The sequence below is a fragment of the Psychrobacter sp. UBA6291 genome (assembly GCF_002439405.1).
GTDB lineage: Bacteria > Pseudomonadota > Gammaproteobacteria > Pseudomonadales > Moraxellaceae > Psychrobacter > Psychrobacter faecalis.
In genome coordinates this window covers 67132-88037 of the sequence record NZ_DJUD01000041.1, presented here as the reverse complement: position 1 = coordinate 88037, position 20906 = coordinate 67132, and the positions used below count along the sequence as shown (strand labels likewise).

The 20906-nt window shown below is 43.6% G+C and carries 14 protein-coding genes, 1 pseudogene and 1 other annotated feature; of the genes and pseudogenes, 5 read left to right on the top strand and 10 right to left on the bottom strand.

Features of this window, described 5'->3' with window-relative positions; all coding sequences use genetic code 11:
• Nucleotides 1-38: 38 nt before the first annotated feature.
• Nucleotides 39-1763: an isovaleryl-CoA dehydrogenase gene (locus B3R91_RS06870; RefSeq protein ID WP_286796948.1), complete on the top strand. Its 1725-nt coding sequence runs from the start codon at nucleotides 39-41 to the stop codon at nucleotides 1761-1763.
• 435 nt (nucleotides 1764-2198) lie between these two features.
• Here B3R91_RS06870 and B3R91_RS06865 read toward each other — a convergent pair.
• The 3 genes and pseudogenes from B3R91_RS06865 to B3R91_RS06850 form a co-directional block, all read right to left on the bottom strand.
• Nucleotides 2199-3418, bottom strand: a protein-coding gene (locus tag B3R91_RS06865) for an IS3 family transposase (RefSeq protein WP_414707527.1) whose coding sequence is annotated in 2 segments (ribosomal slippage) — nucleotides 2199-3142 and nucleotides 3142-3418 — 1221 coding nt in all. Because the reading frame shifts where the segments join, the coding sequence is not laid out codon by codon here.
• Nucleotides 3027-3143, bottom strand: a sequence feature (AL1L pseudoknot). (Overlaps the previous gene by 117 nt.)
• Before the next feature lie 48 nt (nucleotides 3419-3466).
• Nucleotides 3467-4025 (bottom strand): annotated as a pseudogene (locus B3R91_RS06855) (transposase); the annotation flags it as partial.
• Between the two features lie 111 nt (nucleotides 4026-4136).
• On the bottom strand, nucleotides 4137-5042 hold the full coding sequence (locus B3R91_RS06850) for a LysR family transcriptional regulator (protein WP_286796944.1): 906 nt from the start codon (nucleotides 5040-5042) through the stop codon (nucleotides 4137-4139).
• 294 nt (nucleotides 5043-5336) lie between these two features.
• Here B3R91_RS06850 and B3R91_RS06845 point away from each other — a divergent pair, with 294 nt between their 5' ends.
• From B3R91_RS06845 to ppc, 4 genes are all read left to right on the top strand, one after another.
• A complete protein-coding gene (locus B3R91_RS06845; RefSeq protein ID WP_286796943.1) occupies nucleotides 5337-7040 on the top strand; it encodes an L-lactate permease in 1704 nt (567 codons plus the stop codon).
• A gap of 65 nt (nucleotides 7041-7105) precedes the next feature.
• The gene (gene dld, locus B3R91_RS06840) at nucleotides 7106-8812 is read left to right on the top strand and encodes a D-lactate dehydrogenase (protein WP_068408377.1); all 1707 of its coding nucleotides are present in this window, start codon (nucleotides 7106-7108) and stop codon (nucleotides 8810-8812) included.
• 127 nt (nucleotides 8813-8939) lie between these two features.
• On the top strand, nucleotides 8940-10082 hold the full coding sequence (gene lldD, locus B3R91_RS06835; RefSeq protein ID WP_068408375.1) for an FMN-dependent L-lactate dehydrogenase LldD: 1143 nt from the start codon (nucleotides 8940-8942) through the stop codon (nucleotides 10080-10082).
• 270 nt (nucleotides 10083-10352) lie between these two features.
• Nucleotides 10353-13127 (top strand): phosphoenolpyruvate carboxylase, encoded by a 2775-nt coding sequence (ppc, locus tag B3R91_RS06830; protein WP_286796942.1) that lies wholly within the window; start codon nucleotides 10353-10355, stop codon nucleotides 13125-13127.
• A 321-nt stretch (nucleotides 13128-13448) separates the two neighbouring features.
• Here ppc and B3R91_RS06825 read toward each other — a convergent pair whose 3' ends face one another.
• The 7 genes from B3R91_RS06825 to B3R91_RS06795 all read right to left on the bottom strand — a co-directional run bounded on the left by B3R91_RS06825 (nucleotide 13449) and on the right by B3R91_RS06795 (nucleotide 20628).
• The gene (locus tag B3R91_RS06825) at nucleotides 13449-14498 is read right to left on the bottom strand and encodes a dipeptidase (RefSeq protein WP_180952532.1); all 1050 of its coding nucleotides are present in this window, start codon (nucleotides 14496-14498) and stop codon (nucleotides 13449-13451) included.
• Nucleotides 14498-15652, bottom strand: coding sequence for a pyrroloquinoline quinone biosynthesis protein PqqE (gene pqqE, locus B3R91_RS06820; RefSeq protein WP_068407050.1), 1155 nt, complete (start codon nucleotides 15650-15652; stop codon nucleotides 14498-14500). Before pqqE ends, B3R91_RS06825 begins: the two co-directional genes overlap by 1 nt.
• Nucleotides 15649-15933, bottom strand: coding sequence for a pyrroloquinoline quinone biosynthesis peptide chaperone PqqD (gene pqqD / locus B3R91_RS06815; RefSeq protein ID WP_068407047.1), 285 nt, complete (start codon nucleotides 15931-15933; stop codon nucleotides 15649-15651). Before pqqD ends, pqqE begins: the two co-directional genes overlap by 4 nt.
• Nucleotides 15930-16688, bottom strand: a complete 759-nt coding sequence (gene pqqC, locus B3R91_RS06810) for a pyrroloquinoline-quinone synthase PqqC (RefSeq protein ID WP_102076859.1) — start codon at nucleotides 16686-16688, stop codon at nucleotides 15930-15932. Before pqqC ends, pqqD begins: the two co-directional genes overlap by 4 nt.
• A 21-nt stretch (nucleotides 16689-16709) precedes the next feature.
• Nucleotides 16710-17621, bottom strand: coding sequence for a pyrroloquinoline quinone biosynthesis protein PqqB (pqqB, locus tag B3R91_RS06805; RefSeq protein WP_068407044.1), 912 nt, complete (start codon nucleotides 17619-17621; stop codon nucleotides 16710-16712).
• 71 nt (nucleotides 17622-17692) lie between these two features.
• A complete protein-coding gene (gene pqqA / locus B3R91_RS06800; protein ID WP_082894360.1) occupies nucleotides 17693-17767 on the bottom strand; it encodes a pyrroloquinoline quinone precursor peptide PqqA in 75 nt (24 codons plus the stop codon).
• A 257-nt stretch (nucleotides 17768-18024) separates the two neighbouring features.
• A complete protein-coding gene (locus B3R91_RS06795; protein ID WP_192992256.1) occupies nucleotides 18025-20628 on the bottom strand; it encodes a membrane-bound PQQ-dependent dehydrogenase, glucose/quinate/shikimate family in 2604 nt (867 codons plus the stop codon).
• Nucleotides 20629-20906: the final 278 nt, after the last annotated feature.

The window sequence follows — 20906 nt, the reverse complement described above, 5'->3', positions numbered from 1 at the left end:
ATAGTATATATAAGCCAAAATCAAGGAAGATAGCAGTTATGGCAGCGACAAATCAATTTAATACGCATGAAGTCAATAATCAACCTTTTACGCTTGCGAACTATAACGCTTGGCTCACAGATATAGCTCTGATGGAAGCGGTCGCGCGCGAAGGAGCAGGGTGGGCGAAAGATCATTTAATCGAGTTTGGCGCTCGTACTGGCGGTGATATGATGGCTAGTGGATTTTTAGCCAATGAAAACCCACCTAAATTAAGGGCGTTTGATAGTTATGGTCGCCGCTTAGATGAAGTTGAGTTTCATCCAGCCTATCATGAGCTTATGACGGCTGGCGTGAGGTACGGGATGAATAACTTTGCCTGGCGCAATGAAAACCGCGAAAGCGCCCATGTAGCGCGCGCTGCTGTAATGTATCTAGGCTCGCAGCCCGAGGCAGGTTTTGGTTGCCCGATGTCGATGAGCTATGCTGCCATTCCTGCCTTACGCCATACGCCGCAAATTGCAGAGAAATGGCTACCCAAACTATTATCGCAACAATACGATCCACGTAGCTTGCCGATGGAACAAAAACTCGGTTGTACCATGGGTATGGGCATGACTGAAAAGCAAGGTGGCTCCGATTTACGTCGCAATACCACGCGAGCAACACGCCAAGAAGACTGTACTTATGAAATTATCGGTCATAAGTGGTTTTTCTCAGCGCCAATGTGTGATGCGCATTTGGTGTTAGCGCAGTCTGAAAACGGTCTAAGTTGCTTCTTAGTGCCACGTTTTCGTCCTGATGGTACAAAAAACGCCGTTCGTATTCAGCGTCTTAAAGATAAGCTTGGCGACTGGGCAAATGCTTCATCAGAAGTCGAATTTCATGGCGCTTTTGGTGAATTGGTCGGCGTCGAAGGTCGCGGCATTGCCACCATTATTGAAATGGTGGCGCTGACTCGTTTGGACTGCATGATTGGTTCTGCCGCCCAAATGCGTCAAGCGATTGTACAAGCCATTCATCACACCAGTCAGCGTGAAGCCTTTGGTAAGTTACTGATTGACCAGCCGATTATGCGCAATGTGATTGCTGACTTGGCGCTAGAGTCGGAGGCGGCATTGGCGCTGACGATGCGCATCGCGCGCGCGGTAGGCATGATAGAAAGCGACCCGCATGAGGCCGCCCTTGCACGCATTGCTACTGCGATTGGCAAATACTGGATATGCAAACGCACGCCCGTGCTTATTAATGAAGCGCAAGAGTGCCTAGGTGGTAATGGTTACGTTGAAGAAAATATCATGCCACGTCTCTACCGCCAAGCGCCCTTAAACTCCATTTGGGAGGGAAGTGGCAATGTGCAATGTCTAGATGTGCTGCGCGCCTTAAACAAAGAACCTGAAACCCGTGATGCGCTATTCGCCGAGCTACAAAAATCGGCTGGCAAAAACCTGCATTTTGATGCCGAGCTTAGCCTATTAGCAGGACGCTTTGGTGATATTGAAACCTTAGAATTTCGCAGTCGCTACGTGATTGAGCGCTTAGCCTTGATGCTGCAGGCGTCAATTTTATTATCAAGCGCTCATCCAGAGATTGCAGAAGCATTTTGTCGCTCACGGCTTACAGGCGAGCATGGGCTTGCCTTTGGCACATTAAGTCCTTATGCACCAATAGATCTGCTGATAAAGCGCGCTGCTGGCGCAACCGAAACGTTGCAAAACTTGCAGCAAAGTTTAGAGCAGTCATTAGTATCAACAGCGACTGATAACGAGAGTGTGATTGGCTAACGTTAATAAAGACTGGAAAAGATAAGATGGTTTCGAGTATAGAGATTTTATAGTTAAAGCCATGATGCGGCACAACAAATAGCATTGTGTGGCATCAGCGGCTTTTTAAATTCTTATCCTTTAATAAAAAGCCCCTTAATAAAAAGCCATAGCTAGCAAGACTCCTACAATGCTTATTTAACTTATGGCTACCTAAAGTTGGGTTCGCGAGTTAAAATAGATAATTATCTAGTAAAAACAATGACCTATAGTCAATATAAAAATAAATGGTTCATGAACCTTAATATTCAACTTAGACTGAGTACGATAATCCTCATTTATTAATGTATGCGATTACTGTAAAGCTGACAATGCAGCAATGGCTAGAAAAGGCGGAGATGGTATCTGGTATCAGTATGAACCGCCCCAAGTATATCGGAGAGTGATTTACTTGAGTCAGGCAGCGATGCCTGACAGGGTTAAATTATCATAATACCGCTTTTCAAACTCAAAAGGTGACACATAACCAATCGTACTATGCAGTCGAGTTTTATTGAACCAATCTACCCACTCAAGGGTTGCCAGTTCAACATCGTTGACACCAGTCCAGTTCTGCTTTAAATAATGAATCACTTCAGACTTATAAAGCCCATTAACCGTTTCAGCCAATGCGTTGTCGTATGAATCGCCTGTTGTACCTACAGAGGCGATAACTCCAGAGTCCTTCATTTTATCCGTGTAGCGAATAGATAAATACTGAACCCCTCTATCGCTATGATGAATGACATCCTTAGGATTGTTCCTATCTGTTATCGATTGATTTAAAGCGGCCATCACCATGTCTGTGTTCATGCGATTAGATACTTTCCAGCCCACAATGACGCGGGCAAACACATCAATGATAAAGGCGGTATAGACCCAGCCGCTGGTTGTCTTGATATAGGTAAAGTCCGCCACCCAGAGCTGATTAGGTTGACGTGCATTAAAGTTACGATTGACTAAATCATCAGCACGCTTCTGGTCGTCACGGCTGTTGGTGGTAATCTTACCTTTACCGCGCCAGACGCCTTGTAGGTCATGCTGTCTCATTAAGCGCTCTATGGTACAACGAGCAACCTTTAACCCATCAGCTTTCATCTGCTGCCAGACTTTACGCACACCATAGCGGCATTTGCTGTCCTGCCAAATACGTTTAATCTCGCTGAGATAATAGTCGTCATGCTGTCTGCGTAGTGAACGCTTGTGTGGGTTGTCGCTTAAGTCTTGAGCACGATAATAAGTTGACGGGGCAATCGGTAGGACTCTACAGATCAGCTCGACCCCATAACTACCTCTATAGTCGTCAATGAAGTTGACCATTACTTGTGTGGGCGGCCGAGCTCCGCCTGGGCGAAAAAAGCCGCAGCCTTACGTATGATCTCGTTGGCTTGCTTGAGCTCTCTGTTTTCACGCTCAAGATCCTTAATACGCTGCTCTTGACTTTGAGCCTGAACATTTGCAGGAATAGTTTGATCGATGTGTTTTTTATGCCATGATCGTAGGGTTTCAGGCGTACAGCCAATCTTAGGGGCAATGGCTTGGATAGCTGACCATGTGGAGGGATAGTCGTTTGCTGCTTCGATCAGCATACGAATGGCGCGTTCTTTAATCTCGGGAGTGTAGGTTTGTCTTTTCATTGTCGTATTCTCTCAGAATGTTGAGTCTCCGACAATCCCGGGGCGGTTCACGATAGGATAAACACTGCTCAGTGGCCGGTTCTGCCAAGCGGTGATGTCATCCAAGATGTTGTCAGTGACTCTGGAAACCAAGCTGCTTGAGATGTCGACGTCGTAGATGTCCTTGATGGTTTCGACAATCTCAGTAGTGGTTTGACCTTTGGCGTATGAGCGAGGATCAGCAAGTGTCTGGGAGACACTTGCCCGAAGCGCAAGACGTAAGGCTATGCCTGTAGTGAAATATGATTTTATCATCAAGGCCACTAATACGGGTTTGATGCTTGCGCACTAGTGTAGGTTCAAAGCTGCCACCGCGGTCTCTGGGGGTGGAGATCTCAAGCTCGCCTGTGTCGCTACGGACTCTCTTTTTAGTGTGCCCATTGCGCTTATTAGGCCTGTCTGCCTTTTCATGCTTGGGGTAGCCGAGATGCTCTTCCATTTCTGCTTCTAAGGCAGTGTCGATGAAGGACTGCATGAGTTGCTTTTGAAAGTCTTTGATGTCATCGAAGCTTTTCATGCTACCAGCCATTTGCTCGGCCAGTTTCTTGATGTCAGTTTGCTTAGTCATTGCTTATTCTCCGGTTAGTGGATTATAAGCAGTTACACAGTTTTTAGGAAAGGCTCTATTAGCTTTTTTATTTCATTCATCTTTTTATAGACATCAAAATAGGCTTTTTACTTAGCAGTAGTAAGCCTGTTTCCGATGTAATGAGTCTCGCAAATGTGCAACGAGCAGTTTTAACTTTTGATCTGGTTGCCTGGCCTTAGGATATACTGCATACATGCCCAGTTCCTTTCGTGTAAACCGTTGCAAAATCTGAGTAAGTGTATGTTGTTGTATCTCCTCATGGACCAACGCTTGGGGCAAAAAAGCAATGCCTAAATCGCTGAGCGTGGCTTGTTTAATCGCACTAAGATGATTGCTATGAAACCTACCATGGACAGGCATTAATTGCTCTGTGCCGTCTATACATACTGGCCATATGTTGTTAGAGGTATTATCTAACTTATAGATTATGCACTCATGATTGTCTAATTCTTCAGGGGTTTGAGGCGTACCATATCGCTTTAAATAGTCTGGCGTCGCACATATCACCCATCGGCTATCTATAAGACGTCTTGCAATGAGCGATGAGTCTTCAAGCTCAGCGGTCCTTATTGCCAAATCAAAACCTTCTTCTATCAAGTCAACCAAGCGATTGGTAATTTGTAAATCCACCGATATTTCAGGATGTTGTTTACAGAATTCAGCAATAGATTCGCTCAATATCAAATTTGCAGAGACCACAGGCAGGGTTATTCGTATGGTGCCTTTCATATCCTCGCTGTAACCCGTTACTGCATCTTCAGCTTCCTGAAAGGCATGTTTAGCAATTTTAGCTTTGTTGTAAAGCGTCCTGCCGGCATCGGTTAAGCTCAACTTTCTAGTGGTTCTATAAATGAGTTGAGTATTTAAGTTCTCTTCTAATCTTGCAATGCGCTTGCTCACTACTGAGTTCGTCAATGATAATTTTTCAGCGACTCTAGAAAATGACCCTTCTTCAACAACTTGAACGAATAAAATCATATCGTCAGCTTTGGTCACACTTGTTCTCCAATTGCAGTAATGTGTTTCTGATTATATCAAAAAAGGAAAATAACATTGTCCATTGATGCAATATATCAATAAATTAACAAGGCGTAGACTATTTCAGGGCGTTTTTGACATTGGGACATAAACTGTCGCAAGTCGTGCTCGGCTTTGTCTACAAGACAGCTTTAGTAAATAAGCAGTCCCTATTTGTGAATATTTAATACAACTTAGTCATCATGAATTCGTCAAAATAAAGGCTTCGATGACTTGGTTCAAGGAAGATCACACAATCAAAAGGATGTAATTTTGAATCAAACAATATATGGGCTTTTGGCATTACTGCCAATCGTTCTCTGTGGTATTTTTCTGATAGGTTTGCAATGGTCAGCTAAAAAAACAATGCCAATAATTTTAGTGGTTACCGCTGCGCTTGCCATTTTTATATGGGATATGACGCTTAACCGAGTGTCATCATCTATTATTCAGGGTTTGGTCATTACGGTTTCGGTATTGTGGATAGTCTTTGGTGCTATTTTTTTGTTGAATACATTAAAACATACTGGTGCAATCGCCGTTATCCGTGCTGGGTTTACCAATGTATCGCCAGATAGGCGTGTGCAAGCCATTATTATTGCATGGTGCTTTGGCTGCTTTCTTGAGGGTGCCTCTGGTTTTGGTACAGCTGCCGCTATTGCAGCGCCTTTGCTGGTGGCAGTAGGATTTCCGGCGCTGGGTGCAGTGTTGATGGGAATGATGATACAAAGTACACCTGTATCATTTGGTGCGGTCGGTACGCCTATTGTGATAGGGGTAAATGATGGGTTAGATAAAGCTGCCATTAGCGCTCAACTGGCACAAGAAGGAGTACAGTGGGGCGAATTTTTACAACTGATTACCAGTCAAGTCGCCATTATTCACGGTGTCATTGGTACGTTTATGCCCCTGTTTATGGTGATGATGCTCACCCGCTTTTTTGGTGAGAATAAAAGCTGGAAAGAAGGCTTCGCTATTTGGCCGTTTGCGATTTTTGCAGGCTTGGCATTTACAATCCCTTATATGATAACCGGTGTTTTTTTAGGGCCAGAGTTTCCGTCACTGGTCGGTGGCTTGGTCAGTATTACTATCGTTGTTAATGCTGCTAAAAGAGGGTTTTTGGTACCAAAAACCATATGGGATTTTGAACCGCAAAAAAACTGGCCGAGTGAATGGCTTGGTAAGTTAGTGGTCAGTAAAGAAGATATTACGCTGACCTTGAGTGATAAGAAGATGTCCACCCTTATGGCGTGGTTCCCTTATTTACTGGTTGCCCTTTTACTGGTGTTTTCAAGAGTATTTACAGGCTTTCAATCTTTACTTAACAGTGTGGCAGTAGACCTAACCTCGATTTTAGGTGAGACAGATATCAGTGCCAGTTTTAGTCCTTTATACTTACCAGGCGGCTTGTTACTAATTAGTGCTTTGGTTGCCGCCGCTTTTCAAACTAGAAAGTCCGTCAGCGCACTAAACAGTGCCTTTAAAGAATCAGGCAAAACTGTACTAGGGGCAGGTTTTGTACTTATCTTTACGATTCCAATGGTTAGAATTTTTATCAATTCCGGCATAAACTTATCAGATGTGGCGAGTATGCCAGTCGCCAGTGCAGAGTTGTTTTCAGGTACTTTTGGCAATGTTTTTCCATTGATTGGTCCAACCATTGGAGCGTTAGGAGCCTTTATCGCGGGTTCTAATACCGTATCTAACATGATGTTCAGTCAATTTCAGTATGAAGCGGCGATGAGCTTAAATATTTCACCCTCTTTAATCATAGCGGCTCAGGCTGTTGGTGCGGCAGCCGGTAATATGATTGCCATACACAATGTAGTGGCGGCATCAGCTACGGTGGGTTTACTTGGTATGGAGGGCTCGACGCTTCGTCGTACTATTTTACCTACCCTATATTATGTGTTGTTCTGTGGCATCATCGTCATGGCCGCCATTTACATTTTTGGTTTTCAAGGGCCCTTAGCATGATGAATGACACACAATCACAAGATAAGGAGCATCATATATCTTCGTCAAATCGCGATTCTCAAGGCATGCTTAGTCCTGATCAAGTACTAGACAAGCTAACACAATTACTGGGTGCTAGTAATGTACAGGCTGATCCAGAGAAAAATGAGCACTATAGAATGGGGTGGCGCTCTGGTGGTGGCAGTGCCTTAGCCGTTTTATTTCCGCAAACACTGCTGGAGATTTGGCGTAGCCTAGAAGTATGCGTTGAAGGCGACTGCATCATTATCATGCAAGCGGCTAAGACAGGTCTGACTGAAGGCTCAACACCGAGCGGTAATGACTACGATAGACCAGTTGTGGTGATTAATACGCTTGCAATGAACCAGTTGTATTTGGTGAATGACAACGAGCAAGTGATCAGCTTGCCTGGTGCGACATTGCATCAGCTACAAAGTCAGCTTAATGCTGTCAATAGAGCGCCTCATTCCGTCATCGGTTCCTCGACGTTAGGCGCGTCTATTATTGGCGGTATATCTAATAACTCTGGTGGGGCTTTGGTCAAAAGAGGGCCTGCCTATACCGAGCTTGCGTTGTTTGCCCAAATAAACGAACAAGGACAACTGGTATTGGTTAATCATCTAGACGTAGAGCTAGGTGATACGCCAGAAGAAATACTGACTAATTTGCAAAATGGTAATTTTGATAAAAGAGAATTACCTGATAGTGGCAAGCTCGCATCTGACAAAGAGTACATCGCCAGAGTAAAAGACGTTGATGCAAGCACGCCCAGTCGCTTTAATGCGGACAAGCGCAGACTGTATGAAGCCAGTGGCTGCGCTGGCAAGCTTGCGGTGTTTGCAGTACGTCTTGACACTTATCCAATAGCAGCAAAAGAGAAAACCTTTTACATAGGCACTAACAGTGTGAGTGAGCTTGCACAGCTCAGAAGGCAGATACTATCAAGCTTCGACAATATCCCTGAAGTGGGCGAGTATATGCATCGTGATATATTTGATGTCTCCGCTAAATACGGTAAAGACACGTTCCTAAGTATTAAGCATCTCGGCACAGATGCCTTACCTAGATTGTTTTCTATCAAAGGCGCTATTGACGCTAAATTTCATAAGTGGTCATGGATGCCAAAGCATTTTACTGACAAAGTCATGCAGTTCATCGCTACTCTATTTCCAAAGCATTTACCGAAGCGCATGATTGAGTATCGTGAACAATATGAGCATCACCTAATCTTAAAAATGAGTGATGAAGGGATAGCAGAGGCACAGGATTTTCTGAAGACCTTCTTTGCTGCTTCAGACACGGGTAACTATTTTGAATGTAGCCAGGAAGAGTCAGAAAGCGCGCTTTTAAATCGTTTTGCGGCAGCCGGTGCCGCATTACGCTATGAAATCATACATGAAAAAGAAGTTGGTGAGATATTGGCATTAGATATTGCCATACCGCGTAATGAATTAGAATGGCTTGAAACCCTACCTGAAGAAATTGAAAAACACTTAGAGATGAAGCTGTATTACGGACACTTCTTTTGCTATGTGTTTCATCAAGATTATATTTTGAAGAAGGGCAGTGATGCACACCTTGTTAAAAAGATGATGTTAGAGCTATTGAGCGCACGCGGAGCCAAATATCCTGCTGAGCATAATGTAGGGCATCTATACGAAGCAGAGCCTGATTTGCAGAATTTCTATAAAAGCCTAGACCCAACCAATAGCTTTAATCCCGGCATCGGTAAAATGTCGAAAACCAAACGTAACTGCTCGTGCTGTGTGTAATAGTGAGTGTGGGTTGAGCTTGCCGCTTCAAAAATAAGCCAATTGCATCCATCGTTTAGCACTAATCAATAAATAATTAGAGATTCAAAAATATTACATAGATATTTAACAGAATAAGGGCAAGCGTATGATTATTTCATCTCCAAACGACTACAGGGCTGCTGCCAAGCGCCGACTGCCACCATTTCTATTTCATTATATAGATGGCGGTGCTTATGAGGAATATACCTTAAAACATAATGTTGAAGATTTATCGAAAATTGCCCTTAGACAACGTGTACTAAATGATATGTCACTGCTTAGTCTCGAGACGCAGTTATTTAATGAAACTCTGTCTATGCCTGTCGCGTTGTCACCCGTGGGTCTGACAGGTATGTATGCCCGCCGCGGAGAAGTGCAGGCCGCTATGGCAGCCGATCAAAAAGGCATTCCGTTTACCATGTCGACAGTTTCGGTTTGTCCGATTGAAGAAGTAGCGCCTAAAATTAACCGTCCGATGTGGTTTCAGCTTTATGTATTAAAGGACCGAGGTTTTATGAAAAATGCCTTGGAGCGTGCCAAAGCGGCGGGGTGTTCGACCTTGGTTTTTACGGTAGATATGCCAGTACCAGGGGCACGCTACCGAGATATGCACTCTGGTATGAGCGGTAAAAATGCTGCTATGCGCCGTTACTTACAGTCTATGACGCATCCGCAATGGGCATGGGATGTAGGGCTAAATGGCCGTCCGCACGATCTGGGCAATATCTCTACTTATTTAGGTAAGCCAACAGGATTGGAAGACTATATAGGCTGGCTAGGTAATAACTTTGACCCCTCTATTTCTTGGAAAGATTTAGATTGGATTCGCGAGTACTGGGATGGGCCTATGGTCATCAAAGGTATTTTGGACCCAGAAGATGCCAAAGATGCGGTGCGTTTTGGAGCCGACGGCATAGTCGTATCGAATCATGGTGGGCGACAGCTGGACGGTGTTTTATCCAGTGCACGTGCTCTGCCTCCTATTGCCGATGCAGTTAAAGGAGAGATTAAAATTTTAGCCGACTCTGGTATACGTAATGGCTTAGATATTGTGCGTATGTTGGCTTTGGGCGCTGATATTTGCATGCTAGGGCGCGCTTTTATTTATGCTTTAGCAGCGGATGGCGGTGCAGGGGTAAGCAATTTGTTAGAACTGCTAGATAAAGAAATACGCGTCGCAATGACCTTGACTGGTGCCAAAACGATTGCTGATATTAATTCTGACTGTTTAGTAAAGCTGGAGAATTAAACTTGAAGCCGTTAGTTTAGTCATCAATCGTAATAATGAAACTCATAATATTGTTGGCTGACTAGGGATAGACAGATATACCATTACAGGAATGGCTGACCCAGTATCACCAAAAAATAAATGATTAATACATAAAGCTGACAACGTCTTGGCTGATGAGAAGCGAGAGCTTCGAGATCCACATAAACAGGTTAAATGGCTTACACCATAGAAAACCTACATTTAAGACCGCACGACTATATTTGAATGAATTTGATCAGGAGATCAAGGATGACTATTGATAACGACGTACTACGTGAACGCATCAGCTTATTAGGCTCATTTCTAGGAGAGGCGATTTCTCGGCAAACGGGCGAACAAACACTCAACACGATTGAAACCCTACGCCAAGGTTTTATCCAGCAACGCCGGGCGCCTAACGCAGCGAACCAGCAACAACTCATCGACTTTATTGCCTCGTTAGACAACCAAACCTTAAAAAATGTCATCCGCAGCTTTTCTATCTATTTCTTCTTAGCCAATCTCAGTGAAGAAAATTACTTACGAGAACAACGTCAAGCCTTGCGTATGCAATCGGAACATAGCTGGGAAGGCTCGTTTCGGCGTACGCTGCTTGAATGTCGTGAGCGCAATATTGAACCCGCCCAAATGCAAGAGCTGATTGAGCAACTAAAATTTATCCCAGTATTCACCGCCCATCCGACTGAAGCGCGTCGCCGTACGACGATGAATCTATTGCAGAGTTTATTCAAGCATAGCGATGCTTTGAATAATCTTCCTGAAAACAGTTTCGCCTATGAGCAAGCGAAAGAACAAACGGCGCAAACCATTGATTTATTATGGTCATCTGATGAAGTACGGACGCGTAAACCTTTAGTCTATGACGAGATCAATAATGGCCTGCATTATTTCAATGCCAGTTTATTCAGCGCCATTCCCAAAGTTTACCGTAATATTAAAGACGCCATTGTTGATATCTATCCTGAGCTAACAGACTATCCCTTACCGGCGTTCATGAGCTTTGGTTCTTGGATCGGTGGTGACAGAGATGGCAATCCCTTTGTCACTCATGACACCACAGAAATGGCCGTATTGATGCATGCCAATACCGTCTTGCGTCACTATCAAGTGTTGATCAAAAAATTGCGTCGTGAACTGATTCACAGCGATACGATTGTTGTCATTGAGCCTAATGTGTATGCTCGTATAAAAGCGTACGCCACTCTCGATCAAAAAGTATTTGATTACAATCTTAATGATTACAACAATGAGCCGTACCGCAGGTTGTTATCGATTATCCTTGCCAAAATAAAAGTGACCAATCGCTACATTCAAAGTAAAGGTATAGACCTTGACGCCGCACAAGATGCTTACGCCAGCCCACAAGAGTTATTAGAAGATTTACGCATCATCCGAAAAAGTGTCAATACTCACGATACGGCACATGGCGAAGGCTTATTACTTGATATGATTCGTTTGGTCAAAACCTGTGGTTTTCATTTGGCAGCGCTCGATATTCGTCAAGAGTCCTCTTATCATAGCGAGGTGATAGCTGATATTTTTGCCAATGCCTCTAATCTGCCAGATTATCAAATGCTCACTGAAACTGAGCGCCAAGAATGGCTCACGCGCTTACTTGAAAAGCCCGGTACACCGCTCATTTATACCGATAACTTGAGTGATAAAACACGCGAACAATTGGCTTTGATGAACTCTGTGGCAACCTTACGTAAACTGGTCGGGCAAGATACTTTCGGCAGTTACGTCATATCAATGACCAATAACGCCAGTCAATTATTAGAAGTGTTACTACTCATGCGCTTTGCAGGCTTATGTACAGTGAATGACGAAGGGCAACTGTCCGCTGACTTACCCGTCGCACCCTTGTTTGAAACCATCGAAGACCTTAAAAATATCGATAAGATTTTACCTGCCGTCTTGGATAATCCGCTTTATCGAGGGTTGCTGCAACACTTAGATAACACGCAAGAAATCATGCTGGGTTATTCAGATTCATCAAAAGATGGCGGTATTATCACCTCTGCATGGCAGCTGTATAGCGCGCAGCAAACCATTAACCGTATCGCTGAGGAATATGGTATCAAAACCCGCTTGTTTCATGGCCGTGGTGGCTCTGTCAGTCGTGGTGGCGGCTCAACACATAATGCAATTGCCGCTCAGCCCGCAGGGACACTGCATGGAGAAATTAAAGTCACCGAGCAGGGCGAAGTCCTTTATGCCAAATATGCCAACACCGATACCGCTGTGTTTGAGCTAACCATGGGCATCACTGGTACCCTCAAAGCGTGCTCAACAAGATTTGTGGTGCAACCGCCTGAACTACCAAATTATGAAGCACTCTTTGCGCGTCTAGCCGATGCGGGTGAACAAAGTTATCGTACGCTTACTGACCATACCGAAGGGTTTTATCAGTTCTACTCACAAGTGACGCCAGTGCAGGAAATCTCTTTATTAAATATCGGCTCACGCCCAGCGCACCGTAACAAAGGTCTGCCTAGTAAGACAACCTTGCGGGCGATTCCCTGGGTATTTGGTTGGTCTTTAGCGCGCTTTACCCTACCAGCTTGGTATGGCGTAGGTAGTGCTCTTCATAGTGTTAAACAAGACGAAGCTTTAATGAGGGAGATGAACAGTTGCTGGCCATTTTTTAACGTATTTATTAGTAATATTGAAATGGCGTTTACCAAGTCTGAGATGAGCATTGCTCAGGCTTATAGTCAGTTATGTGAAGATGAGGGATTACGTGAAAAGATTATGCAAGCGGTAATCGATGAGCACGAGCTGACATTTTCAGGTTTAAATTCTTTGCTTAACCAGACATCATTATTGGCACATCAGCAAAACCTTGCCGCGTCACTGCAGTGGCGAAATGCTTATTTAGATCCGATTAACTACATACAAATCGAGTTGTTGAAACGTGCCAGACAAAAAGACACTATATATGATGACGGTGACTTTAGTGTTGAAGATCCATTAATCCGTAGTATCAATGCTTTGGCAGCGGGTCTACGCAATACGGGTTAATTAATAGAGAATTACGTTCAGATATCTAACTTATGACCTAAATACATTGACTTCCTTTAATTAAATTAAGAAGGTTGAAAAGGTGTAAGGGTCAACTAATTTAGATGTGGGTGGGTTTCTATCGTCAGGCTCCCTAACTAAAATCTCCCGAATTTTTTTATACGGATTTGACGGTAGGGGTCAGTCAGCTACCAGCTATCGAGACGACCCGTATGTAACTTGGTGAAACAGATGCTTGATTATGCCACTACAGTCTATTAATTAGGCAGCAATTGAGACAAGATGTTAGAAAAAAATATTGCCTCTCAAAAAGCTCGATTATCACTGCCATATCCTATCCAGCACAGTGAACCAATTCTTTGACGTAATCTTTTCAATGAGTGGATCGGAGAAATGTCGTTGTTGCATGTGCTCAATCAGCATAGAGATTTGACTGATATCAGATAACTCATCTGGCAATAGACAACCATCAAAATCAGAGCCAAAACCGACGTGATCTTCGCCTAAATGGTCAACTAGATAATCAAGATGATCGACAATCACATCAACTGAAGTTTGCGTGTTGCGTTGACCGTCAGCACGAAGAAATGCAACATCAAAGTTCACCCCAACCATACCACCGCTTTGTTTAATGGCAGCCAGTTGCTGGTCAGTCAAATTCCTTGCTTGCTGACATAACGCGTGTGCATTAGAGTGTGTCGCGACAATGGGCTGATCAATAATCTCTAACGTATCCCAAAAAGCACGCTCATTCATATGCGACACATCGATTAGCATATGTTTTTCACGACACTTTAGAATGAGGTCTTTACCTTGATCCGTGAGACCAGATCCTGTATCGGGAGAATGAGGAAAGGAGGCATTTAAGCCATCACCAAAGAGGCTTTTTCTATTCCAGAGTGGCCCTATACTTCTAAGACCTGCATCATAAAAAACATCCAATAACTCAGGTTTAATGGCTAAAAACTCAGCACCTTCCAAATGAAGGATGATGGCTAATTGCTGATTCTGCTGACAGGCTTGAATTTGCGCTAAAGACTTACAAATCTGAATCTGACCGTCTGATCGCGCCTGTAATTGTTGCACAAGTGCCAACTGTGCACAGCAAATATCCACGATTTTTTGCGGCTCAAAATCTAAGCCTGAGAGATTTGATAACTTGTCAGGATGGTTTTTTTTAACATAAGCGTAGGGCGGCAGGAAAATAGAAAATAAGCCGCCCATCCATCCCGCTTTCTGACAACGTTGTAAATCCAAATGTCCTGGTAGCGTACCATAAATGAAATCATGCACAGGATCTGCGGCTGCACTCAGCCACAGTCGGGTCAATAGGTCGTTATGTCCATCAAATATCACAGGCTGAGCATTCATTATTCATCCATTACCGTACGAGTAGGAATTAATTGCTCTTGACTCAATAGCTTTGAGTTTTTAGGGTTCCTAAAGCGTAACTCTTCAAAGGAAACTGGCGTTTCACTGTTTATACGCGCTTCCTCGATCAGATAATGATAAGGTGATTTGCCACACACAGGATCGGCATTTTTGGCATCCCCAGTCAGCATAAACGCTTGGCAACGACAGCCGCTGTAATCCCGCTCTTTATCTGGGCAGCTTTGGCACATGTCAGGCATCCAATCGTCACCGCGAAACTGATTAAAGCTCGCAGACTCATACCAAATATCTGCAAGTTGGGTGTTGCGTACGTTAGGGAACTGTATTGGTAATTGTCTGGCGGCATGGCAAGGTAGGGCTGTGCCGTCCGGTGCCACAGTCAAGAAAATCTTACCCCAACCATCCATACAGGGTTTAGGACGTTCTTCGTAATAATCAGGAACGACAAAAATGAGTTTACATTTGATGCCACGTTTTTCAATTTTCTTGCGGTGCTCATTGGTAATACGCTCGGCTCGAACCACTTGCGCTTTGGTTGGTAGTAAGCCTTCGATATTCTCAAATGCCCAACCATAAAACTGACAAATGGCCAGTTCAACGGTATCGGCTTCCAGCTCTAAGCACAGCTCAATAATCTGATCAATCTGATCAATATTCTGCCGATGAATGACAAAGTTGAGCACCATAGGATAGTTGTACTGCTTGACCAGACGTGACATCTCATACTTTTGTTCAAAGGCATGTTTTGAGCCAGCCAATGCATTGTTAACCGTTGGATCACTGGCTTGGAAACTGATCTGAATGTGGTCAAGGCCAGCCTCTTTTAATCGAGCAATCCGAGATTCGTTCAATCCCATGCCTGATGTGATTAAATTGGTGTAAAAACCTTTGTTATGAGCATAAGCGACCAATTGTTCTAAATCTTGACGAACGAGTGGTTCACCGCCAGAAAAGCCGAGCTGCACCGTGCCCATTTGCCGCGCCTGATCAAGAACATCGAACCATTCTTGCGTTGTCAGTTCCTGCTTATACTGAGCATAATCAACAGGATTAGAGCAATAAGGGCATTGTAATGGGCAGCGATAGGTAAGCTCAGCCAATAGCCATAATGGCAGTCCTACTGGCGCAGTCATACTAAATCAATCCAATGTTCACGTTGAGCCACCAACATATATTCGATAATGTCTTGCTCGATTTCAGGTATATCACCAAACATAGCCTTCACCTTTTTAATAATATCAGCAATGGACGCTTGACCATCAATGTGTTGACCGATGATGCTGGCACTCTCATTTAATTTGATCATCCCTTCAGGGTACAGCAACACATAAGCGTTCTGTGCAGGCTCAAACTGAAAGCGATAACCATGACGCCATACTGGGACGATAGAGTGATCTAGTTCAGGTAAACTCATTTGAACAATCCTTTATGCCAGACATTATCATCAGTGACGCTTTGGTAAGGGGCTTGATTATGGACATAGGCCAAGCTCAAAGAATCCAAAATGGTCCACAAAATATCCAGTTTAAATTGTAGAATCTCTAGCATACGCTCTTGTTGTTCAACTGTTTTGAATGAGTCGAGCGTAATGGTTAGGCCATGCTCAACATCGCGGCGGGCCTGACTTAAGCGCGAGCGAAAATAGGTATAACCTTGCTCTTTAATCCAAGGATAATGTTTTGGCCAAGACTCTAAGCGCGATTGATGAATCTGCGGGGCAAAAAGCTCTGTCAGTGAGCTGCTGGCTGCTTCTCGCCATGAGGTACGACGCGCAAAATTTACATAAGCATCGACTGCAAAACGTACACCCGGCAACACCAATTCTTCAGAAATCACTTGTTCGCGGCTAAGACCAACCGCTTCTGCCAGACTCAACCATGCTTCACGACCGCCACCATCAGGATACACGCCATCTTGATCAATCATGCGCTGAATCCACTCTTGACGCACCCGCTGATCGGGGCAATTCGCCATGATTGCCGCATCTTTCAAGGGAATATTGATTTGATAATAGAATCTGTTGGCGACCCACGCTTGAATCTGCTGTTGAGTCGCTTGTCCTTCATGCATCATGATATGAAAAGGGTGGTAAATATGGTAATACTGACCTTTAGCCATAATCGCTTGTTCAAAGGCCTCTACGCTTAGGGCTATTTTTTCTTCTTGCATTATCTTCATTTTGCTGTCGCCTTACAATTCAATCTGCATACCATCAAACGCCACTTCAACACCGTGTTGTTTCAATGTTGCAGCCTGTTCAGATTGTTCATTCAATATTGGGTTGGTGTTATTAATGTGGATCAATACCTTACGAATGTTTTTGAGCTGATCTAAATAGTGCAGTGATCCATCTTCACCACTAATGTGTAAATGCCCCATGTCTTGGCCTGTTTTTGTACCGACACCGCATTCTTGCATCTCACTGTCAGTCCATAAAGTGCCATCAATCATCACACAATCAGAGGCTTCCATAATCTGCATAATATCATCGTCAATTTTGCCCAAACCTGGCGCGTAAAAGAGTTGTTTTTGCGTTTTTAAGTCTTTTACAATCAGCGCAATATTATCGCCATCATGGGGGTTATTACGATGTGGCGAGTAGGGTGGTGCCGAGCTTCTAATCACCAAAGGCGTCAATTCTAAATTGCTAAAACCTTCAATATTAAAGGTCTGTTTCGGATCAATTTGGTGATATTGCAGGCCACCATTCCAGTGTTTCAACATATTGAAAATAGGAAACCCTGTCGTGAGATCTTGGTAGACCATCTCAGTACACCAAACAGGAATCGGACACCCTTCTCGCAGGGTCAATAGCCCAGTCGTATGGTCAAGCTGACTGTCCATCAAAACCACATTCGTGATGCCTGTATCTCTCAGGTTACGTGCTGGCTGTGCCGCCTTAAATTCAAATAATTGCTGACGAATATCAGGTGACGCGTTGAATAAAATCCAATCTATGCCATTCTCTGATATGGCTATCGAAGACTGGGTGCGGGTCTTTGCTTCAATTGTGCCTTGACGAACACCATGACAATTATAGCAATTGCAATTCCACTGTGGAAAACCACCACCAGCCGCTGAGCCTAAAACGTGAATATACATAAATCAATATTTCCAAAAAAATAAAAGCCCTAATCATCTAGGGCTTTTAATGTATTTAAGTCTAGTAAATTTTAACGCGCTTCAAAATACATAGTGACTTCGAAACCGATACGGATATCTTGAAAAGCTGGTTTAGTCCATTGCATAGGATTACTCCGGAAAGATCTCACTAGCTAATAAGTAAGATTAGTAAAAAGAATCTTTAATGGTATTCTAATCTAGCCCCTGCTGTCAAATCTGTAAAAAGACGGGAAACATTTTAGTTACGCAGTCTAACAGTAGTAATCAAACTATACTTATCTTGGCATATACCACTGTTCATTGTAAGGTAAATTGGATATATGCCTTAGTAATAAAACGGCAATGAATCAAATCATTACCGCTTCATTAAACAGGTATGATGTTACTTGGCTTTGTCAGCAAGTTTATAAGCCATAACATAATCCCCAATAGTAGTACCAACTGAACCATGTCCACCAGCTACCAATACGACCATCTGCTCACCTTTAGAATTTAGATAAGTCATAGGCGTCGCTTGGCCACCTGCTGGAATACGAACATTCCACAATACATCGCCATTTTTTAAATCATAGGCGCGGAAGTTGTTTTCAGTAGCCGCTGACAAAAATGCTACGCCTCCTTTTGTGATGATGGGTCCGCCAATACCAGGAACACCCAGCTCAAACTTCAATGGAATAGGGGACAAATCTTGCACGGTACCGTTTCTACGTTGATAGGCAATCTCACCGGTTGCTAGGTCAGCACCCGCTACTGTGCCCCATGGTGGTTGCTGACAAGGAATGCCTAACGGTGATAAAAATGGTCCCAGCTCTACCGCGTAATCTGCACCTTTATTTTCATTAACTCCTTGCTCTCCTGTATTGGTTTCTCCCTCACCAAGATTGTCTCTAGGAATGAGTTTTGATGTAAATGCCAAATAAGTTGGCATACCAAACATTACGCCATTTTCAGGATCAACGGCGAGGCCGCCCCAGTTAAAGGTACCGAAGTTACCAGGATAGACCAAACTGCCATTCGTCGATGGTGGTGTATAACGACCATCATAATTGAGTTGGTTAAACTCAATACGGCACATCATCTGATCAATGAGGCTAGCGCCCCACATGTCTTTTTCTTTCAACATCGGCGGCTCAAAACTCAAACCAGAGTAAGGTTGCGTTGGAGCGGCATGTTCACCTGCAACCAAGTAACCTTGCGGCGCGGCGCGTTCTTTGATCGGTACGATTGGCTCGCCTGTTGCGCGATTCAATACATACACATCGCCTTGTTTGGTGGGAACAACCAGTGCAGGCTGAACACCTTCTTTGGTTTTTAAGTCAAGTAAGCTTGGCTGAGCTGGCGTGTCCATATCCCAAAGATCATGGTGAACAAATTGTTGAACCCAGCGCGCTTTACCTGTTTTAATGTCTAAAGCGACAACAGACGTCGCATATTTTTCTTCATCTGCGGTTCGATAGCTGCCTAATTGATCCGGTACACGATTGCCCATAGGGAAATAGACCAAACCAAGTTCTTCATCAGCGCTGGCGATCGCCCATGAGTTTGGTGAACTGGTTTTGTACATCTGAGTTGGATCATTGACATCGAAAGGCGCTGTGTTATCAGGATCTCCTGAATCCCAGTTCCATAGTAGCTCGCCAGTATTGACATCATACGCACGAATAACACCAGAAGGTGAATTGACGTCGTAGTTATCATTAACGGCACCTGCCACCACAATCGTATTGCCTACCACTATCGGAGGCGACGTTGAATAATAATAACCCGCTTGTTTAAATGGCATATTGTGCATTAAATCTAAAGCACCATCTTTACCAAAATCTTGACAACGTTGCCCAGTATTTGGGTCAAGTGCATATAACTTAGCATCGGAAGTTGGAATAAATATTTTTGCATCGCATTGCTTAGACGCGTTTTCAAAGGTATTACCAGCTACTTTCTGAACTGGTGTATGGCCGGTCTTGACAGTTGTGTTAGTCACAGCTGCATTATTACTATTTGTCTCATCATTAATAACTGGAGAAATACTATCAGTACCAGCTTGACCTGCATAATAGGACACGCCTCGACACGTTTGATGTTGGCGTTGTAGATTTTTTCCTACTTTGGGGTCAAACTTCCATAATGTTTGACCAGAGTCTGCGTCCAAAGCTAATACCCAGTTGTGTGGAGTGCACATATATAGGGCATTGCCAATCTTTAAAGGAGTTGCCTGATAGGTGGTCTCACCGATATCATTAGGACCTTTGACATCACCTGTTTGAATTTGCCAAGCAAGCTCTAAGTCTTTGACATTATCAGTGGTGATTTGAGTCAGAGGCGAGTAGCGCTGCCCATAGTCAGTACCACCATACGCGCTCCACTCACCCTCTGGCGTTTGCTCGCCATTTGATAACGGAACACCAAGATTTGTAGGTGTTGAATTTTGATCAGCACCATCTTTGGCAGTTAAATTGAGTTCACCTAACTTATCGGTGGCATTATTAGCCATACTACCAAAAGAGATCAGTGCGCCCACAACCACACTAGCCAGCAATCCCCAATAATAAATAGGGTTTTTTGAGTTATTTTTGGCGTCTTTGAAGGGAGTTGTAATAAGATTTTCGGAATGTAAGCTCGATGTACCATTAGCAACTAAATTTTTATCAGAGCTCTTTGATACTCGAGTTTTATTACCCTGCATCTTGTTAGATACCCATGGCAATAACATTAATAAACCAAATATCAGCGGAAAGCCCAAGCGAGTTGCCAGTGCCCACCAATAAAACCCAGATTCCCAAAGCGCCCAAGCCAGGGTCGCTATAATAAAAATAGTATAGAGCCCATAGGCGCTCCAATGTCTTTTAAATAGCAAGAATGCTGTGACAAGCATCGTAATGCCAGCAATAACATAGTAAGCGCTACCGCCTAACGAGAGTAAGTAGGTACCTCCAATAAGCAAAGGTGCGGCAAAAACCGCCATAATAATAGCTATGAATTTTTCCATGAGCGGAACCACCTGTTTATATAAAAGCAGATTGGCATGCAATGATGGACGACCAGTTAAAACTAGGCGTCCATCATTACATACCTATGTACTTAACAAATAAATCAAACGTCGAATAACGTTTTGGACTTTATTTTATCACTTATACACAAGATCAGTAAAGGTGAGGTAAGATAGGAAAAACTGTTTGGTAAGTGTTTTAGATACTAGGGCGTGTCTTCATTTTAAAAATGGTGATAAAAATTAGATAAATTGTAGTCAAACAAGGAAAATAGCGC